Source organism: Frankia tisae, assembly GCF_025403405.1.
Classification (GTDB): domain Bacteria; phylum Actinomycetota; class Actinomycetes; order Frankiales; family Frankiaceae; genus Frankia; species Frankia tisai.
This window is the reverse complement of record NZ_JANEZT010000011.1, coordinates 22,122-39,417: the sequence shown is the minus strand read 5'-3', so window position 1 is coordinate 39,417 and position 17,296 is coordinate 22,122. Positions and strand designations below refer to the sequence as shown.

The window sequence follows — 17,296 nt, the reverse complement described above, 5'->3', positions numbered from 1 at the left end:
GGCCAAGGGCCTGCGCGACTTCGCCCGCGCGAACCCGGCCCTCGTGGTCAAGGGCGGCGTTGTCGCCGATGGGCTCGCTGAGCGGCTCCGGTTCCATCACGACCGGGCCCGCACGGTGAGGATGTGCGCGGGCTCGACCGACGGATCGAGCCGGACGTAGTTGTCCCGGCTCCACTGGTAGGTCTCGCCGGTGATCTCGTCGGTCACGTCGAAGGAGTCGTCCCAGCCGAGGCCCAGGGCGGGCATGTCGAGGCGCACTGTGGTCTCCCGCGCTTCGTGCGGGTCGAGGTTGACGATGACGAGCACGGTGTCGGCTGAACCGCCTGGGCCGGCTGAACCGTCCACCTCGGCCAGCCGCTTGGAGTAGACGATGAACTCGTCGCCGTCGGCGTGGTGCAGGTGCAGGTTGCGCAGCCAGTGCAGCGCCGGATGGGCTCGGCGGATCTGGTTGAGCCGGGTCAGGTAGGGCGCGAGGGAGTGGCCCTCGCGCTCGGCCGCCACCCAGTCCCGCGGCCGGTACTGGTACTTCTCCGAGTCGAGGTACTCCTCGCTGCCCGGCCGGATCGAGGCATTCTCATACAGCTCGTATCCGGCGTACACACCCCAGGTCGGCGACATCGTGGCCGCGAGCGCTGCCCGGATCCGGAACGCCGCGGGCCCGCCCTCCTGCAGGTAGCCCGGCAGGATGTCCGGGGTGTTCACGAAGAAGTTCGGCCGCATGTAGTGGGCGGCTTCGATCAGCTCCTGGGCGTACTCCTCGAGCTCCCATTTCTGGTTGCGCCAGGTGAAGTACGTATAGGACTGGGTGAAACCGATCTTGGCGAGGGTGTGCATCATCGCCGGCCGGGTGAACGCCTCGGCGAGGAACAGCACATCCGGCTCGGTGGCCTTCACCTGGCCGATGAGCCACTCCCAGAACTCGACCGGCTTGGTGTGCGGGTTGTCCACCCGGAAAATTCGCACTCCGTGCGCGGTCCAGTGCCGGACGACCCGCAGGACCTCCTGGTACAGCCCGGTCGGGTCGGTGTCGAAGTTCAGCGGGTAGATGTCCTGGTACTTCTTCGGCGGATTCTCCGCGTAGGCAATCGAGCCGTCGCTGCGCACGACGAACCACTCCGGGTGGTGCTTCGCCCACGGATGGTCCGGCGCGCACTGCAGGGCAAGATCCAGGGCGATCTCCATGCCCAGGGAGCGGGCCCGCGCCACGAACAGGTCGAAGTCCTCGATCGTCCCCAGGTCCGGGTGCACGGCGTCGTGGCCGCCGTGCTCGCTGCCGATCGCCCAGGGCGAGCCGGGATCGTCCGGGCCGGGAACGAGGGTGTTGTTCGGACCCTTGCGGTTGATCTCGCCGACCGGGTGGATCGGCGGCAGGTACACCACGTCGAAGCCCATCGCGGCGATAGCCGGCAGGCGTGCGGTGGCGGTGAGGAAGGTCCCCGAGCGCGGCGGGTCGAGGGTCGCCCCCTCCGAGCGCGGGAACATCTCGTACCAGCTCCCGTACAGCGCCCGGGGCCGGTCGACCCAGATCCGGTACAAGGAGGAACGGGTGACCAGCTCGCGCAGCGGGAAGGCGTCCAGCAGGCTCGCCAGCCGAGGGTCGAGGGCGGCGGCGATCCGTTCGTGGGGATCGTCGCGGGTGTCGTCCCGCAGCGCCGCCACCGCCCGGGCGAGTTCGGCGCGGCGCCCCTCCGGCACGCCCGGCAGCGCCCGCAGCAGCAGGCGCGCGCCGTCCTCGAAGTCGACCGCGAGCTCGTCGACGCTCTGCCCCGCGCCGACCTTGAGCTCGATGCCGTGCCGCCAGGTGGCGACCGGATCCGACCACGCCTCGACGCGGTACCCCCACAGGCCCTCGTCGCCGGCAGTGATCTCCGCCTCGAGCCGGTCGGTCCCGACACCCGCTGAATGCATGCGGATGAACGGAGTGCCCTGGCCGTCGGGACCAGACAGCACGACGTTCGCCCCGATGAGATCGTGACCCTCGCGGAACACGGTCGCACCGACGGTGAGATTTTCGCCCACGACCGCGCGCGCGGGCCACTGCCCGCACGACACGACCGGGGTCACATCGGAGATGACAACCCGGCCTACTGAACGTCCGATCATCATGGCGACCTTATCCAGACGAACCACACCTCAATGGTCCGCCCTGCACGTGGCGAATAGCGACACCTCTGCGTGAACTGCCTGCGGCCTCCGGATGGGTGATTGTTGGCGTTGGGGTGGGTCCGCCGGCCCCGTCCGGATGGTTCCGCCGGAGCCGATGTTCCCCAGTTGCGGCGCCCACGAACGTCCGAACCTCGTCTGTTGTGCCGTCCGGCGTGCACTTTCGCTGCCGTACCGGTGACAGTGGCGGGTCATGCGCGGGTTTGGTGGGCCCGCCCATTGTTGATGATGCGTTGGGTGACCGGATGGTTCATGTTCCACCCGCGTTACCGGCGGGTGAAGTGACCGCCCGATCGAGTCATGGCGGGTCGGGGCCGGGTCCTGGGGAGCGCGACCTGGGGGCGCGACCCGGACAGGTGGGATGCCGCGGTCACGGGTGGACCGCCGGTGGGAACCTCGCGCGTGACTCGTTCGTCCCGCAGAGCAACACGTACCCCGGCACGTGGCTTCGCGGGCGGAGAGTGACCGTGCCGTTCGCGCCGGACAGTAGGCTGCCGGCGCCCGGTCGCCGGGGTACCGGGGTCACCCGGGGGCGTACCGCGCTCCCGTACAGCGGCCGCCGCCCCGCGTGGTGGCCCCCAGACAACGCAGTCGACGTACAGCAGGAGGAACAGTGGGAGTCAGTCTCAGCAAGGGCGGCAACGTGTCGCTGTCCAAGGAGGCGCCCGGCCTGACCAACATCGTGGTCGGCCTCGGCTGGGACGTGCGCAGCACGACCGGCGCCGACTTCGACCTCGACGCCAGCGCCATCGCGTGCCGTGCCGACGGCAAGGTCGTCTCGGACGGGCACTTCGTCTTCTTCAACAACCTCAAGAGCCCCGAGGGCGCGATCGAGCACCAGGGCGACAACCTCACCGGCGAGGGCGAGGGCGACGACGAGGCCATCTCCGTGAACCTCACGTCGCTGCCCACGGAGATCGACAAGATCGTGTTTCCGGTCTCCATCTACGACGCGGACTCACGCCAGCAGAACTTCGGTCAGGTCCGCAACGCCTTCATCCGCATCGTCAACGGCGCCGGCGGCACCGAGATCGCCCGCTACGACCTCACCGAGGACGCCTCCACCGAGACGGCCATGGTCTTTGGCGAGGTCTACCGGCACGGGGCGGACTGGAAGTTCCGCGCCGTCGGCCAGGGCTACGCCTCGGGCCTGGCCGGCATCGCCCGCGACTTCGGCGTCAACGTCTGACCCGGTCCGCATCACTGCGCACCACGCCGGGCAGCATGCCCGGCGACCGGATGGCCGGGGCTGGTCCCGCGACCGGCTCCGGCCACTCCGCAGGCGCCCGTCCGCCGGCCCGGGACGACCGGCGGCCACGCAACGTGCCCCATCACCTGGCGTGTGTGGAGGTAGTGCGCGGGTAGGGGCGTGCGTATTCGGTGTAACCCATTTGTCAGGTCGCGCCCACCGGATGAGCAGCTACGATGCCGTCGACCGCCGCTCCGGGCCAACCGGCCGCGGGCCGACGCGGTCTCCGGCGAGTTCAGGCGACGTGGCGGGATCCGACGGACCGCGGATCCGCCCGCGCGGCGCGACCGGGGTCTGGCGATCGGTCCGGGAAGGTGTTGATAGGCGTGCACGCCTTGCGGATCTTCGGGTGGTCGTTGGCGATCACCGCGATCGGGGTGGTTGGAGCGGGGGTGATCGGCAGCCCGCGGGATGCGGCCATCGTGGCCATCCTCGCCGTGCTCGAGATCAGCCTCTCCTTCGACAACGCGGTCATCAACGCGACGATCCTGCGCCGGATGAACCCGTTCTGGCAGAAGCTCTTCCTGACGCTGGGCGTCGTCATCGCCGTGTTCGGCATGCGGCTGCTCTTCCCGATCATCATCGTGGCGCTGACCGCGCATATCGGTCCGGTCAAGGTCTTCGACCTGGCGCTCAACGACAGCGCGCAGTACGCGGAGAAGCTCGGTGACGCGCACCCGGCGATCGCCGCGTTCGGCGGGATCTTCCTGTTCATGCTGTTCCTGGACTTCCTGTTCGACACCGAGCGGGAGGTTCAGTGGATCAAGAAGCTGGAGGAGCCGCTGCGGCGCGCCGGCCAGCTCGACGTGATCCCGACCGTGATCGGCCTCGTCGCGCTGCTCGTCGTGGGCGAGGCGTTCGCCGGTGACAACACCCAGCAGGTGCTGACCGCGGGCGTCGCCGGCCTGGCCACCTACCTCGGGGTGCGTGGCCTCGGGGAGTTCTTCGAGGCGCGCGGGGTCGGCGCCGAGGAGGACGACGACGCCGACGACAGCGCCGACGCCGAGGCCGCCGGGGACGCCGGGAAGTCGGCCGGCACCCCGCGCTCCTCCGGACCCCCGAAGCTGGTGCTCGCCACCGGCAAGGCGGCCGCCTTCCTGTTCCTCTACCTGGAGGTCATCGACGCGTCGTTCTCGTTCGACGGCGTCGTCGGCGCATTCGCGATCTCCCAGAACATCTTCGTCATCGCCACCGGCCTGGGCATCGGCGCGATGTACATCCGGTCGCTGACCGTGTACCTCGTCCGCCGGGGCACCCTGTCCGAGTACATCTACCTCGAACACGGCGCGCACTACGCCATCGGCGCGCTGGCGATCATCCTCGCCATCTCGATCGAGACCGAGGTCCCGGAGATCGTCACCGGACTGGTGGGAGTGGCCTTCATCGGCGTGGCGCTCGTGTCGTCCATCCTGCACCGCCGCCGGCACGCCGATGCGGACTCCGACGACTCCGCCGGCCCGATCAGGGACGACGAGGGCGAGGGTGGTCAGGGCCAGCCGCGCGAGGCGGTGAGCACGCCGCTGTAACGCCGCCGCGACCGGCCGCGGGGGCGGTCGGTGGGCGGTGGGCCGCCGGGCGTCCCGCTCATCGCGTGGGCGCCGCGGTCTGGAGCGGTCCACCGCGGATGTGACATCGTCGGGGCGACATCGGCGTAGCCGGCGACCATCCGTCCACCGGCCGTATCCGTCCACCGACTGCAGATCACCAATCCGGCAACCGCAAAGGAGCGGACCATGGGCATCGATTACTCCAAGCGTCCCAGCGCGCCACCGGCCGGCTCCGGACCGGTTTCGCTGAGCAAGGTGACGCTGACGAAGTCCGCGCCATCGGTGTCGCTGAGCAAGCAGGGCGGCGGCGGCCGGCTACACGTCAACCTCAACTGGAACCAGAATCCGGCCGGCGGCCAGCAGCAGAAAGGCGGCTTCCTCAAGCGGGTGCTCGGCGCCGCCGGTGGGGGCATCGATCTGGACCTGGCCGCGCTGTTCGAGCTCGCCGACGGCCGCTCCGGCGTGGTCCAGGCGTTGGGCGACGCGTTCGGTTCCTTCGACGGCCCCCCCTACGTCAATCTGGACGCGGACGACCGGACCGGTGCCGCCGTGGGCGGCGAGAACCTCTACGTCAACCTCGCGCAGATCGGCCAGATCCGCCGGCTGCTCGTGTTCGCCTTCATCTACCAGGGCGTGGCATCGTTCGACCAGGCCGACGCAGTGGTAACCCTGACGCCCGCTCAGGGTGCCCCGATCGAGGTACGCCTTGACGAGCAGGCCGGCGGCGCACGAATGTGTGCGATCGCCCTGCTGACCAACACCGGCAATGACTTCACGGTCAGCCGCGAGGTCCGGTACGTCAGCGGCCACCGCGAACTCGACCAGGCATACGGCTGGGGGCTGAACTGGACCGCCGGCCGTAAGTGAGACACGCCGGTACCTCGCGATGACCCCCCCGGTCCCGCCGCCCGGCGGCGAGGAGGATCGATACCCGATGTTCCAGCCACGCCGCGATCCCGCGCCCCGCGGCCGGGGAAGCTGGTTCCCGCCCGGCGGGGCGCGCTCCGGCCCACCGGGCGAGGAGGCTCCCGATCCCTCGGATCCGGATCTGTTGGTGCCCGACCCGTTGGTGCCCGACCCGTTGGTGCCCGACCCGTTGGAGCCGGATCCGCTGTCGGCCACCGGCGACCCGGGACGGGACCCGCGGGGGGCGCGGGATGGGTTGGAGCCATACGGCACCGACGGTTACTCGCCGTGGCGAGGACTGAATCGTTCCACCCAGGACGGGGCTGTGCCGGACCGGGCTGTGCCGGACCAGACAGCTTTCGAGCGGTCGGAGCGGGACGCCGGGCCCCTGCGCGACGACCTTCTTCGTGGCTGGAACCAGGGGCCGGCCGGCCGAGGCCCGGGGGACTATTTCGCCCCGCCCGAGCGCACCCACCGCTCCGGCGGGTCCCAGGAGGCTGGCGGGGGGGCGACTCCCGGGCCCGGCACCCACTGGGACGAGTCCGTGCCAACAGGAGTGCGCGGATTCGGGGTGCCTGCGCTCGGCTCGGCCCCGCCGCTCGACCCGTACGTGCGCGCGGGGCGCGATCGCCCCGGTGCCCTGGACCCCCACGCCGTCGACGGCCCCCGCCATTCTGATGACGCCCCCGGCTCCACAGCGGACGACCTCGGCGGCGCGGCGACGAGTACGGATGCCGTCGATGTGGCGCTCGGCGCCGACGGTTACGACGGCCGGCGCTGGCCTGACGAGCCGGCGGACGGCTACCTCGATGAGCGTTACCCGCCTGCCGCGCGGCATTACGCCGCTGCCCCCCAGCACCTGGCCGAATCCGTCCACCACGCTGCAGCGGACCCCGCCTACCAGGCCGACCCCGCCTACCAGGCCGATCCCGGGCGTCAGGCGGATGCCGCGAATCAGGAAGACCTCGCCCACGAGGCCGACCTCGCGGATCCAGACCACCCCGGCCGTGTCGAGCAGGCATGGGCGGGGGGTGTCGACCTGGACGCCGAGTCGGACCCGGGCGGCCCGCGGTTCGACGGCGGCCGGCGCCCGTACCCGCAGGAACTTGAGCACTCCCGCCGCCTGGACTATCCGGACCTGCTCGCGCCGGGGGAGCGCGACAGCTCGGGCGAGTACCCGCACGAAGTGCAGTCCGACGACCAGATGGTGGCGGAGTCCGGACGGTACGCCGATCTCGCCGGGCCGGCGGGCGGCGCTGGGCCGGCAACCGAGGCGTGGAGGTCCGACGCGGTCGAGACGACCGCGCTCGGCGTCGACGACGAGGCGCTGCGAGCGGCCGGTTTCGCGGTACCGCCGGCGACTGGCACCCCGCCTGCACCCGGCGGGTATTCCGGTGCCGCTGAGCGGGACGAGGGCGGGAACGCCACCTCAGGCCCGAGCCCCGGGGACGACCCGTACCCCGGGTATCCCCGAGACGACCTTCCCGAGCCCGGCGGCCGGCGGGAGGACGCCAGGGCCGGCAGCGAGGACGTCCTGCCCCCGGACGATGCCCTCGCGACATACGACGCCGTAGGCGATCCGGCGGATTCGGGCTGCCGCGGTGGCCCGTCCCATCCCAGCGGCCCGGATCACCTTGGCGGGCCGGTGGGCTCGCCCGTTTCCGGCCCCGACGACGATGTGGACGAGGTGTTGGCGGTGGCAGTCGACCGGGGCGCCGGTCGGGGGGGCGAAGACGGTCGTGGCCAGCACGCCGGCCGCGACGAGGCCGCCGAACGGCCCGGGCCGGTGGGGGACGGCGGTCTGGCCGGGTCGATCGGCGCGATCCAGGCGGTGGCAATCGAGCGCCTCGCCAGCCAGCTCGACGAGCTCGCCCGGCTGCGCCGCCACGACGCGGAGCTGGTGGACCGGCTGCACGCGGAGAACAGCCGGCTGCGCGCCGGTGAGCTCACCGAGGCGATGGCGCCGCTGCTGCGGGGCCTGATCCGGCTGCACGATCAGATGGGTAGCCTGGGGGCGGACGATCCGCAAAGCGTCGCCGGCATCCTGCGCAAGCAGCTGCTCCAGGTGCTGGACCTGGCCGTGGACGTGCGGCCTTACACGGCGGTACCGGGCGGGACCTTCGACCCGGCGCGGCATCTGGGTCTGCGGCGGGTGGCCACGGACGATCCGGGACGGGACGGGACCATCGCCCGCACCGTGCGCCCCGGCTTCGTCCGCGGTGAGACGACCGTCGTCCGGCCCGCGGAGACCGAGGTCTACCGGTCGCGCTGAGTCGCGGTGGCGGCGAACGCTGACGAGAGTGGCGAAGGGAAGAGTTCAGACGGTGGCGGGTACCAAGGTGTTCGGGATCGACCTGGGCACGACCTACTCCTGCATCGCCCAGGTCGACGAGTACGGCCGGCCGGACGTGATCCGCAACATCGAGTCGCAGCCCACGACGCCGTCGGTCGTGCTGTTCGACGGCGGTGGCGAGGGCACCACGTCCTTCGTGGTGGGCACCCAGGCCAAGCGGCAGGCCCGCATCCGCCCCGACGACGTCGCGCGGCTGGTCAAGCGGCACATGGGCGCGTCCGACTGGCGTTTCGTCGCGCACGACGTGGAGTACAGCGCCTCGGCGGTGTCGAGCCTCGTGCTCAAGGCGCTCGCCGCCGACGCCGAGCGGGCGACCGGCATCCCGGTCACGGACGCGGTCATCACCGTGCCGGCGTACTTCGGCGACGAGGAGCGCAAGGCCACCAAGCTTGCCGGTGAGCTGGCCGGGCTGAACGTGGTCGACATCATCAACGAGCCGACGGCGGCCGCGTTCGCCTACGGTTTCGGCCAGGACGGCGCGGAGGAGTCGACCGTCCTGGTCTATGACCTCGGCGGCGGCACGTTCGACACCACGGTCATCCGGCTCAGCGAGGGCGCGATCACCGTGGTGGCCACCGATGGTGACCATGAGCTCGGCGGTGCGGACTGGGACAACGAGCTCGTCCGCTACCTGGCGCAGAAGTTCACCGAGGCGCAGCCCGACGCGGGCGACCCCCTCGACGACGTCTACGACGAGCAGGAGCTGCTCACCGCGGCCGAGGACGCCAAGCTCGCGCTGTCCGGGCGGGACAGCGTCGATGTCCTCGTCGTGCACAAGGGCAGGCGGGTGAGCGTGCCGGTGACCCGGGCGACGTTCGAGGAGATCACCGGGCCGCTGTTGCGACGCACCCTGGATCTGACCGGGTCCGTGCTGGAACGGGCCCGGGAGAAGGGCGTCGAGAAGATCGACCTGTGCCTGCTGGTCGGCGGCATGAGCAAGACCCCGGCGGTCGGCCGCCGGCTGGGGGAGTCCTTCGGGCTCACGTCCCGGCTCGTCGACCCGGACCTGGCGGTGGCCAAGGGCGCCGCGGTGTACGGGCAGAAGAAGGCGCTCGAACGCGAGGTCCACTCGGATCTGGTGGCCAGCGGGGCACTGCGGCCCGATCAGGACCTCACCGCGGCCGACGACGCCGCGGTGGAGAAGGCGGCGGCGGCCAGCGCCGGCGCCGCGGGGCTCGCGACCGCGTCGGTGGTCGACCTCGTCCGCACCAAGGTCACGAACGTCACCTCGCGCGGCTTCGGGATCTTCGCGGAGGACCGCGGCGTGCCGGTCGCGGCCTTCCTCGCTCACCAGAACGACGCGCTGCCGATCTCGGTCACCCGCACCTTCTACACCGTGACCGACGATCAGGCCGAGGTCGACATCCGGGTCTTCGAGCAGGGCACGACCGCCGAGTCCACGGAGATCGACGACAACAAGGTGATCGTCGCCGGGGCAATCTCCGGGATTCCGCCGGGTCACCAGCGCGGCACGCCGGTCGAGGTCACCTTCTCGATGGCGGGGGACCAGACAATTCGGGTTACCGCGGCGCACGAGGGTGCCGCCACCGCACTGGTCCTTCAGGTGCGTGCCGGGGTTGGTTCGGAGGAGATGCGCGCGATCGAGTCGGCGAAGGTCAGCTTGCTCAAGCAGCGGGACTGAGCCGGTCGATCCCGCGACCAGGGACTTCTCCCACGGCCCAGGAAAAACCCGCTCGAGAAGTGTTATGAGCTGCCAATTTCCCACGTACGCAGGCGCTTCCGGGTGTCGGCCCTGTAGTCGGTAGGGTCAGCCGGGACGCACGGCCAGGGTCGGGAATCGCCGCCAGACGGTGATACCGGCCCCTGATCCACAAGGATCAGGCTGGGCGTCTGCGGCGTCCGGGACCCGGGGCGGGGCGCCGCTTCGTACTCTCGGATGTGGGGCCTGCCGGATGTGGGGCGGTAAACTGCCGCCCCGCGTTCGGCGCCCGAAGACGGGCCGGTTGCCGGTCTGTTCGACGGGCACGGCGGTCACGTGGGACGAAGGTGGATCCTTGAGCGCGGCGTTCGATGGCAGCGGCTACCGCCAGCGGGTGCTTGCACCGCTGCGGGCGGGCTCCTCCCTGGACACCGCCGACCCTTTTCTCATCGCCGGCCTCGACCCCACCGTCCCGTACACCGACTCCGACATCGGGGCCCATCTTGTCCGGGTCCTCGCCTTCCTGCAGCGGGAGCGCAACTCGGCCAAGTACGCCACGCTCGCCACCGAGCTGGTACGCCGCCGCGGGGAGTGGGAGGAGCCGCTGCGCGACGCCGAGTCCCGCGAGCGGGTCCGCGCCCACGTCCTCGCCGCCCGGCGCAGCGGTGACGCGGAGCGGCTGGCCAAGGTCGACGGCTACCTCGCCACCGTCCGGGATCGCTTCGGCGGCATTCCCGCCTCCCGCGTCGACGGACTGCGCCGGCTTGCCGCCGCCGCCGGGGTGACCGTCGAGGAGTTCGACGCCCGGCTCAGCCGGGAGCAGATCATCGTGGACGGCGTCGGCGGTGGGGTGGAGCCACTGCCGCCCGAGGTTCGCCGCCAGATCGCCGAGCGGCTCACCGAACTGCGCGCCCTGCGTGGCGGGGACCGGGTCTCCAGCGCGTCGCTGTGGGCGTTCCTCGGGCTCGCCCCCGACGCCTCGCCGCAGCGGCTCGCCGCCGCCTACGCCGCGGTGGCGGCTGCCAACAGCCGCCGTCCGCACGACCGGGAGAAGACGGTCACCGCCGACCTGCTGGCCCTCGTCTCGACCCGGCTCGTCGAGGGCGACCCGGCCGCCTACACGGTCGGCCTGATGGCGGACGCGGCCGACGAGCTGCGTCCCGCGGTGGAGGAACACGTCGTCCTCGACGGCGAGCTCACCGCCGTCGCCTTCGAAGGTCTCGTCCGCGCGGCGCTGGCCACCGGGCGCGGTCTCACCGCGGCGCAGGCGAAGTCCGTGGTTCTCGGGGTGGCGCGCACGCTCGGCGCCGCGGTCAACGTCGGCGGGGTCGTCGACTACGTCGTCTGCCCCGGTTGCGGGCGCCCGGAGGCGGCCGGCGCCGCCCGGCACTGCCGGTACTGCGACACCGATCTCTACGCGACCTGCCCGTCCTGCGGCTCGATGACCGAGGCCGCCGCGGTGGTCTGCCGACACTGCGGGCACAGCCTGCGCCAGGCTCGGGAGGCGGCGGAGGCACTGGCCGCCGTGCGCCGCGCGCTGGAGGGCGGGCGGCCCCGCGAGGCAGGCGACCTGCTCGCCGCCGCGCATCCGGTGCTGGTCGCCGTCGGCGGTCCGGTCGCCGGCGCCGCTGAGGAGCTCGGCGCCCGGGTCTCCGCGGCGCTCGGCGCGGCCGACGCCGGCTGGCGGGCCCTGTCCGAGGCCCGCGCGGCCAGCCGGGCCGACGCCGCCCTCGACGACGCTCGCTGGCTCGCCGCGCAGGCAGCGGACGTGCCCGGCCCGGACGGCCGCGGCCCGGCCGAGGTGCTGGCCGAGCTCATCGCCGCCCAGGCGGTGATCCGCCGGCGGGTGGAGGCCGCGCGGGCGCTGCCACGCGAGGCCCAGGAGGCTGCCCTGGCCGCGGTCCTCGCCACCGCCGCGGACAACCGGGAGGCGTTGGCGGCGTTGGCGGCGCTGCCGCTGTCGTCGCCGTCGGACCTCGCCGCGGTCGCCGGCCCCGACGGCTCGGTACAGCTGCGCTGGCGGGCGTCGCCGTCGGTCGGTGGGCCCGTCTCCTACCGGGTGGAGCGCGTCGTGCTCGTCGAGGGCGCCGCGGCGACGCTGGGCCGGCGCAGCCTGGGCACCACCCGGTCCACCGAGCTCTACGACGCCGGCGCACCGGCGTGGACGCCGGTGCGCCACGAGGTCACCGCGATCTGCGGCGAGCGCCGCTCCGAGCCGGTCGCCACGCAGCCCGTGGTCTGCACCCGTGACCTCGCCGAGCTGCGCGCCGAGCGGACCGCCGCCGGGATCCGGCTGCACTGGCAGCTCGACGGGGCCCTGTCGGTGGTCACGGTCGAGCGGACCGCCGCACCCGGCTCGCCGGTCAGCCAGCCACCCCGGCGGGCCCGGGTCACCGGCGGGGTCTTCCACGACACGGACGTCGTCGTCGGCGCGACGTACCGCTACCACGTCTTCGTCGAGTACCACGACGCGGCCGGGCACCCCGTCCGCACGCCCGGCGCCGAGGCCGAGGTCGAAGTGACCGCCCGCCCGAGGCCGGTGCAGGATCTCGCCGCGGTCACCACCAGCGGGCGCACCACGCTGCGCTGGACGCCGCCGCCCGGCTGGGAGGTGCGGATCTACGCGACGCCGGCGCCCGCCGGCCCCGGGGGCGTCGGCGGCGTCGGCGGCGGGCCGGGAGGCACCGGGCCGCGATTCGGGCCGGGTTCGGGTCCGTTACCGTTGCCCGGCGCCGGCTCGGGTCCGCTGCCGCTGCGTGGTTCCGGCCCGCTGTTCGTCGGCGGGCTCGGCGCCGAGGGCGACGACGTCCAGCTCGCCGCCATCACCGGACCGGTCCGCCTGGTTGGCACGAGCCGCACGGGACAGGCCGCGGAGTCCGCTCCGGTCGGCGAGGTGATCTACACCCCGGTGACGGTGCAGGGCGAGACGGCTGTCGTCGGCCGGGCCGTGCGACATGTGGTGATCGAGCCCGTGCGCGACCTGCGCGCCGACGACCGCGGCGAGTCGATCGTGCTGTCCTTCCAGATGCCACCCGGGGTGACCGAGGCGCGGGTGCTCTGGCGGCGGGACCGCACGCCCACCGGCCCGGACGATCCCTATGCCGCCAGGGCCAAGGTCACCAACACCAGCTTGGAGATCAAGGGCGGCTGGCATCTCGCCGCCCCGGCGGACGGGTGGGCCTACCACGTGGCCGCCTACCCGATGTACCGGGCGGGCGGGATCGCCCGCGTCGCGACCGCCGGAGTGGCGGTGCTGGCCCGGCCCGCGACCCGCAGCGATCCGCCGCCCCCCACCGCGTCCGGGCCCGCCACCGGTGGTCACCTCGTCGGCGGACCGGGGGGCGGGCCCGAAGGCATCCCCGGTGGTCCGTTCGCGGGGCGGCCCGCCGCCGGGCCCGATGCGTCCGGCTCGGATCCGATCACCGCCGCGCATCCGCTGGGAGGCCCGGCCCAGCCGCGGACCAGCGCCCTCCCGCTGCCCGTGCCGGTCGGCGCCCGCCAACCGGTGGCAGGCCACCCGCCGGGCGGTGCCCGGGGGCCCGCGCATGGGGAGCACCCACCCACGAACCCGTTCGGTGTCCTGCCGGTGCCCCTGCTCCCGCCGGCAGGTGCCGGCGAACCGGTCGCGGGCGACCCGGCGCAGGCGTGGCAGGCGTGGCAGGCGCGGTTCGTGCCCGGTGCACCCGGCCCGGTCGTTCCCGGGGGCGCGGCACCGACCCCGATCCCGATCCCGACCCCGACCCCGATCCCGACCGCGCCCGATGCCCAGGGGGGCGGGGCCGACGATGCGCTGACCGGGCCGATGCCGCCTGCGCCGCATCCCGTCCCGCTGATCCAGCCGACGGTCACCTACACCGTGAGCCGCTCCGGGTGGCGGCGGCGGACCATGCGGGTCCAGGTGCATACCTCCGGCCCGGCCGGCGAACTGATCCTGTTCGCGCGGCCGGGCACAACGCCGCCGCGGGCGGCCGCCGAGGCCCATGAGCTGTCCCGGCTGGCCGCCGTCGATCAGGCTGTCACCCGCACCATCGACGTCACCCTGGACGGGGCGCAGCTGCCGTGGGGTGTCCGGCTGTTGCCGGTCCTGGTGCATCCCACCGGCTGGACGGTCACGCATCCGGACGACGAGGATCTGGTCGTTCGCTGATCGACTCGATCCGTTCGGCTAGATCCGTTCGACTAGATCTTTCCGGCCGGATTGGGTCCCTCCATGCTGCGGTTTGATTAACAGTTGTCTTTTGGTGGCCGCTGAGCGGAGATATCACGCCAGATCTGCAACGATGGCACTACTACGGAAAGTATTCGTCCTAGTGCTGTTCCTTGTAGGCGGTGTGCCCCTTACGATTGGGTCCATCACACGTAGTTCCAGCACCGGCCAGGTGGGTGTTCGGCACCCGGTCGGAGCACCTGTCGAACCGTCCTGACCCCGAGGTTGGAGGCGGTCGGCATCACGGACGGGCCGCAGTGGCAGCCCGGTCGACGCACCCGCCGCGGTGTTGTCGAGCTCTGATGGCGCGCTGGGTGGTCGCGTAAGCGGTCGCTCGGAGGGGACGTTCCATCGATGGTCGTGATCCGGCCATGTTCCGTTGTCGGTGTGCAGTGCGTTCGGCGGGTGCATCTCACGCCAACTCCGAAAGGCAGCGCGCGAGCATGGTCTCGACCTCTCGTCGCCGACCGTCCCCTCCGGTCGGCCGTTCGGTCTCCCCGTCCCATCGACCTCGTGGCGCATCCGGCCGATCCGGCCCTGGCCGTCGCCGGGCCCGCCGGCCGGTTCGAACCGGCGCCCGGCTGGGTCTGGTCTCGGTGTTCGTCCTCGGGCTGCTGCAGGCGGTCACCCCGCTGGCGCAGGCCGCGGGGGAGACGCCGAGCTCCCAGCCGTCCCCGACGTTGCCGAGCGCGGCCTCGCCGAGCGCCACCCCGACGGCTTCGACCGAGCCCGCAGGCACCGCCGCCCAGCCCGGGGTCCCGATCTCCACGATGACCCCGCAGACCGGCAACCGGATCGCGCTGGTCCTGTTCGACGAGGACATCGTGCTCGTCGGCGGGCGTGACTTCGCCGCCGGCGACGACGTCACCGTCGCCGCCGAGACCACCAGCCTGGGCGCCAGCGCGCTGACCAAGGCGGATGGCGACGGCCGTTTCATTCTGGGTTTCCGGGTCCCGGCGGACTTCAAGGGCACGGTCAACGTCAAGGCGACCCAGGGCGCCGCCGCCGCCGTCGGCGCCCTCGACGTGACCGGCCCCGAGGCGGCCGCGCAGGAGTTCAAGACCGCGCCGGCACTGCCCGACCTGCCCGTGCAGCGCTCCGACGCCACCACCGGAACCGCCGGTACCGCACCATCGACCGCACCATCGACCGCGTCGCCGAGCCCGGCCGCCGCGGGGTCGCCGACACCAGGCGCCTCGCCGCAGCAGTCGCCCACCGCCGGCGTCACCGCGTCGCCCGGCCCGCTCCCCAGCCCCGCATCGTCCGCGGCTGCGGGCAGCCGCGGCCACCGGCCATTCGGCTCCGCCTCGCCGTCCGCCACTGTGCCGGCGACCACTGTGCCGGCGACCACCCTGCCGGCCGCCTCGCCGTCGGTCACCGGGCTGCCGGCGGTCCCGTCCGCCGGCCCGACCACCACGACCGGCGCCTCCGTCCCGGCGGCCGGCGGCGCGCCGGACATCGACGGCGGCGGGGCCCAGTCGGGCCTGCCCTGGCTGTCCGGGTTCCAGTCGCACCAGCTCGCGCAGCTCACGGATTTCGGCAACTGGCGGGGGCGGCCCAACGACCTCGTCCACGTCTATACCGACCGCACCTCGGGTTGGGGCGGGCTCGTGCAGCCGAGCTGGCCGGTTGACCTGTTCAAGGGTTTCGCCGGCAAACTGCTGATCAGCGAGCCGACCTACCCGAAGGGGCAGGGCGACAACGGCGCCTGCGCCCGCGGTGAGTACGACAACGAGTGGAAGAAGCTGGGCAGTTTCCTGGTCGAGCACGGCCGGGGCGACTCCATCGTCCGGATCGGCTGGGAGTTCAACGGCACGTTCATGTACTGGCACACCGACGCCGACCCGGCGACGTTCCGCACCTGCTTCCAGAAGATCTCGGCGGCCATCAAGTCCACCGACCCGCAGGTGAAGATCGACTGGACGTTCAACGCGCACAACTCGCCGGTGCCCACCGGCAACAGCCCATGGGGCGCCTACCCCGGTGACCAGTACGTCGACTACGTCGGCATCGATGCCTACGACCACTTCCCGCCGTCGAAGGACGACGCGACGTGGAACAAGCAGTGCGAGGACGTCAACGGCCTGTGCTACGTGATCCGGTTCGCCCGGGAGCACGGCAAGAAGGTCGGGGTCGGTGAGTGGGGCGTGGCCTCCTGCAGCGGTGACGGCGGCGGCGACAACCCGTTCTACATCCAGAAGATGTTCGAGACGTTCAAGGGGGCCGGCGACGTGATGGGCTACGACGCCTACTTCAGCGACCCCACCCCCGGCAACGTCTGCTCGACGATCACGAACGGCGGCCAGAACCCGAAGGCCGCCGCCGAGTACAAGAAGCTGTTCGGCACCGGATCGAGCTGACCGGCCGCCGGCTGGCCGGGACGGAGTGGATCCGTCCCGGCCAGCCGTCGTCTGAGCGGCGCCCTCAGGGAAAGCCCTCCGAGTCGATCACCCGGGGCCGCGGGAGCGCCGAGGCGTTCGGTGCCATCTTGAGCACCCTTATCATCCGGGTCGGCGGACGTTCCCCGCGGGGGAACGTCAACGCATCGGCGAACCGGTCCCGAATCCAGGGAATCGAGAACCGGCGGGCCTGCCGCGCGACCTCCCGGATCCGCCGTTCCGCAGCCGCCCCCTCGACCTCGATGCGCACCTGCTGCCGGTGCTTCGCCACCGCTATGCCGCCGAGCATGGTGATACGAGCGCGACTGAAGTGCGTGGACGAACTCGAGGACCACCGGCGCGATCTCGATCGCGAGCAACCACAACCGCAGGTTGTCCTGCAGCGAGTCCGCGCGCCGCGAACCAGGCGGCGTCGTCCACCGGGTATTCCATCTCGCAGAGCTTATCCACGACACCGGTAAAGATGATCTCCGTCTCGCCTGCTTGGAAACCCATCCGATAGGTGTCGATCAGTTCTGCACCCAGTTCGGTATGGGAGGTTCTCAGGAGGCGCTCGAAAGCATCTGCGGCGACCTTTGCGTTGTCCGTCATGGTGTCGGGATTCCGTTTGTCGTTTATTCCAGGGAGGCGGGTTGGCTGCGTTGCAACACACTCTCTAGCACGATCTCGTCACTGTGCAGACCGTCGCCGTACACGTAACTGCGCCCGAGTCGCCCACCGTGAACAACTGTAATATTTTCCGTGAAAGGCTCGTGATTGAATGGGACAGCTGCGCTCACGCGGAGCCAGACCTGAGAGACATCCACATAGTG

Annotated in this window: 10 protein-coding genes and 1 pseudogene; 8 read left to right on the top strand and 3 right to left on the bottom strand. The window is 72.0% G+C overall.

Going from position 1 to position 17,296, the window contains the following annotated elements; translation table 11 throughout:
* Positions 1-64, top strand: a pseudogene (locus NBZ85_RS32500) (50S ribosomal protein L10); the annotation flags it as partial.
* 32 nt (positions 65-96) lie between these two features.
* Here NBZ85_RS32500 and NBZ85_RS02290 read toward each other — a convergent pair.
* Entirely contained in the window at positions 97-2,106 is a 2,010-nt protein-coding gene (locus tag NBZ85_RS02290) for an alpha-1,4-glucan--maltose-1-phosphate maltosyltransferase (protein WP_261553785.1), read from the bottom strand.
* A gap of 670 nt (positions 2,107-2,776) precedes the next feature.
* On the opposite strand from NBZ85_RS02290, the gene NBZ85_RS02285 reads away from it, so the two are divergent.
* From NBZ85_RS02285 to NBZ85_RS02255, 7 genes are all read left to right on the top strand, one after another.
* Positions 2,777-3,352 (top strand): TerD family protein, encoded by a 576-nt coding sequence (locus NBZ85_RS02285; protein WP_261553786.1) that lies wholly within the window; start codon positions 2,777-2,779, stop codon positions 3,350-3,352.
* Between the two features lie 386 nt (positions 3,353-3,738).
* Complete coding sequence (locus NBZ85_RS02280) at positions 3,739-4,938, top strand: DUF475 domain-containing protein (protein WP_261553787.1); 1,200 nt, start codon at positions 3,739-3,741, stop codon at positions 4,936-4,938.
* Positions 4,939-5,145: 207 nt separating this feature from the next.
* A complete protein-coding gene (locus NBZ85_RS02275) occupies positions 5,146-5,826 on the top strand; it encodes a TerD family protein (RefSeq protein ID WP_261553788.1) in 681 nt (226 codons plus the stop codon).
* Between the two features lie 67 nt (positions 5,827-5,893).
* On the top strand, positions 5,894-8,137 hold the full coding sequence (locus tag NBZ85_RS02270; RefSeq protein ID WP_261553789.1) for a hypothetical protein: 2,244 nt from the start codon (positions 5,894-5,896) through the stop codon (positions 8,135-8,137).
* A gap of 52 nt (positions 8,138-8,189) precedes the next feature.
* Positions 8,190-9,860 (top strand): Hsp70 family protein, encoded by a 1,671-nt coding sequence (locus NBZ85_RS02265; RefSeq protein WP_261553790.1) that lies wholly within the window; start codon positions 8,190-8,192, stop codon positions 9,858-9,860.
* Between the two features lie 373 nt (positions 9,861-10,233).
* The gene (locus NBZ85_RS02260; RefSeq protein WP_261561439.1) at positions 10,234-14,025 is read left to right on the top strand and encodes a zinc ribbon domain-containing protein; all 3,792 of its coding nucleotides are present in this window, start codon (positions 10,234-10,236) and stop codon (positions 14,023-14,025) included.
* A 656-nt stretch (positions 14,026-14,681) separates the two neighbouring features.
* On the top strand, positions 14,682-16,445 hold the full coding sequence (locus NBZ85_RS02255; protein WP_308204931.1) for a glycosyl hydrolase: 1,764 nt from the start codon (positions 14,682-14,684) through the stop codon (positions 16,443-16,445).
* A 64-nt stretch (positions 16,446-16,509) separates the two neighbouring features.
* On the opposite strand, the gene NBZ85_RS02250 is transcribed toward NBZ85_RS02255, so the two are convergent.
* Entirely contained in the window at positions 16,510-16,773 is a 264-nt protein-coding gene (locus tag NBZ85_RS02250) for a hypothetical protein (RefSeq protein WP_261561438.1), read from the bottom strand.
* A complete protein-coding gene (locus tag NBZ85_RS02245) occupies positions 16,758-17,075 on the bottom strand; it encodes a hypothetical protein (RefSeq protein ID WP_261553794.1) in 318 nt (105 codons plus the stop codon). The genes NBZ85_RS02250 and NBZ85_RS02245 overlap by 16 nt, the downstream gene beginning before the upstream one ends.
* Positions 17,076-17,296 lie beyond the last annotated feature (221 nt).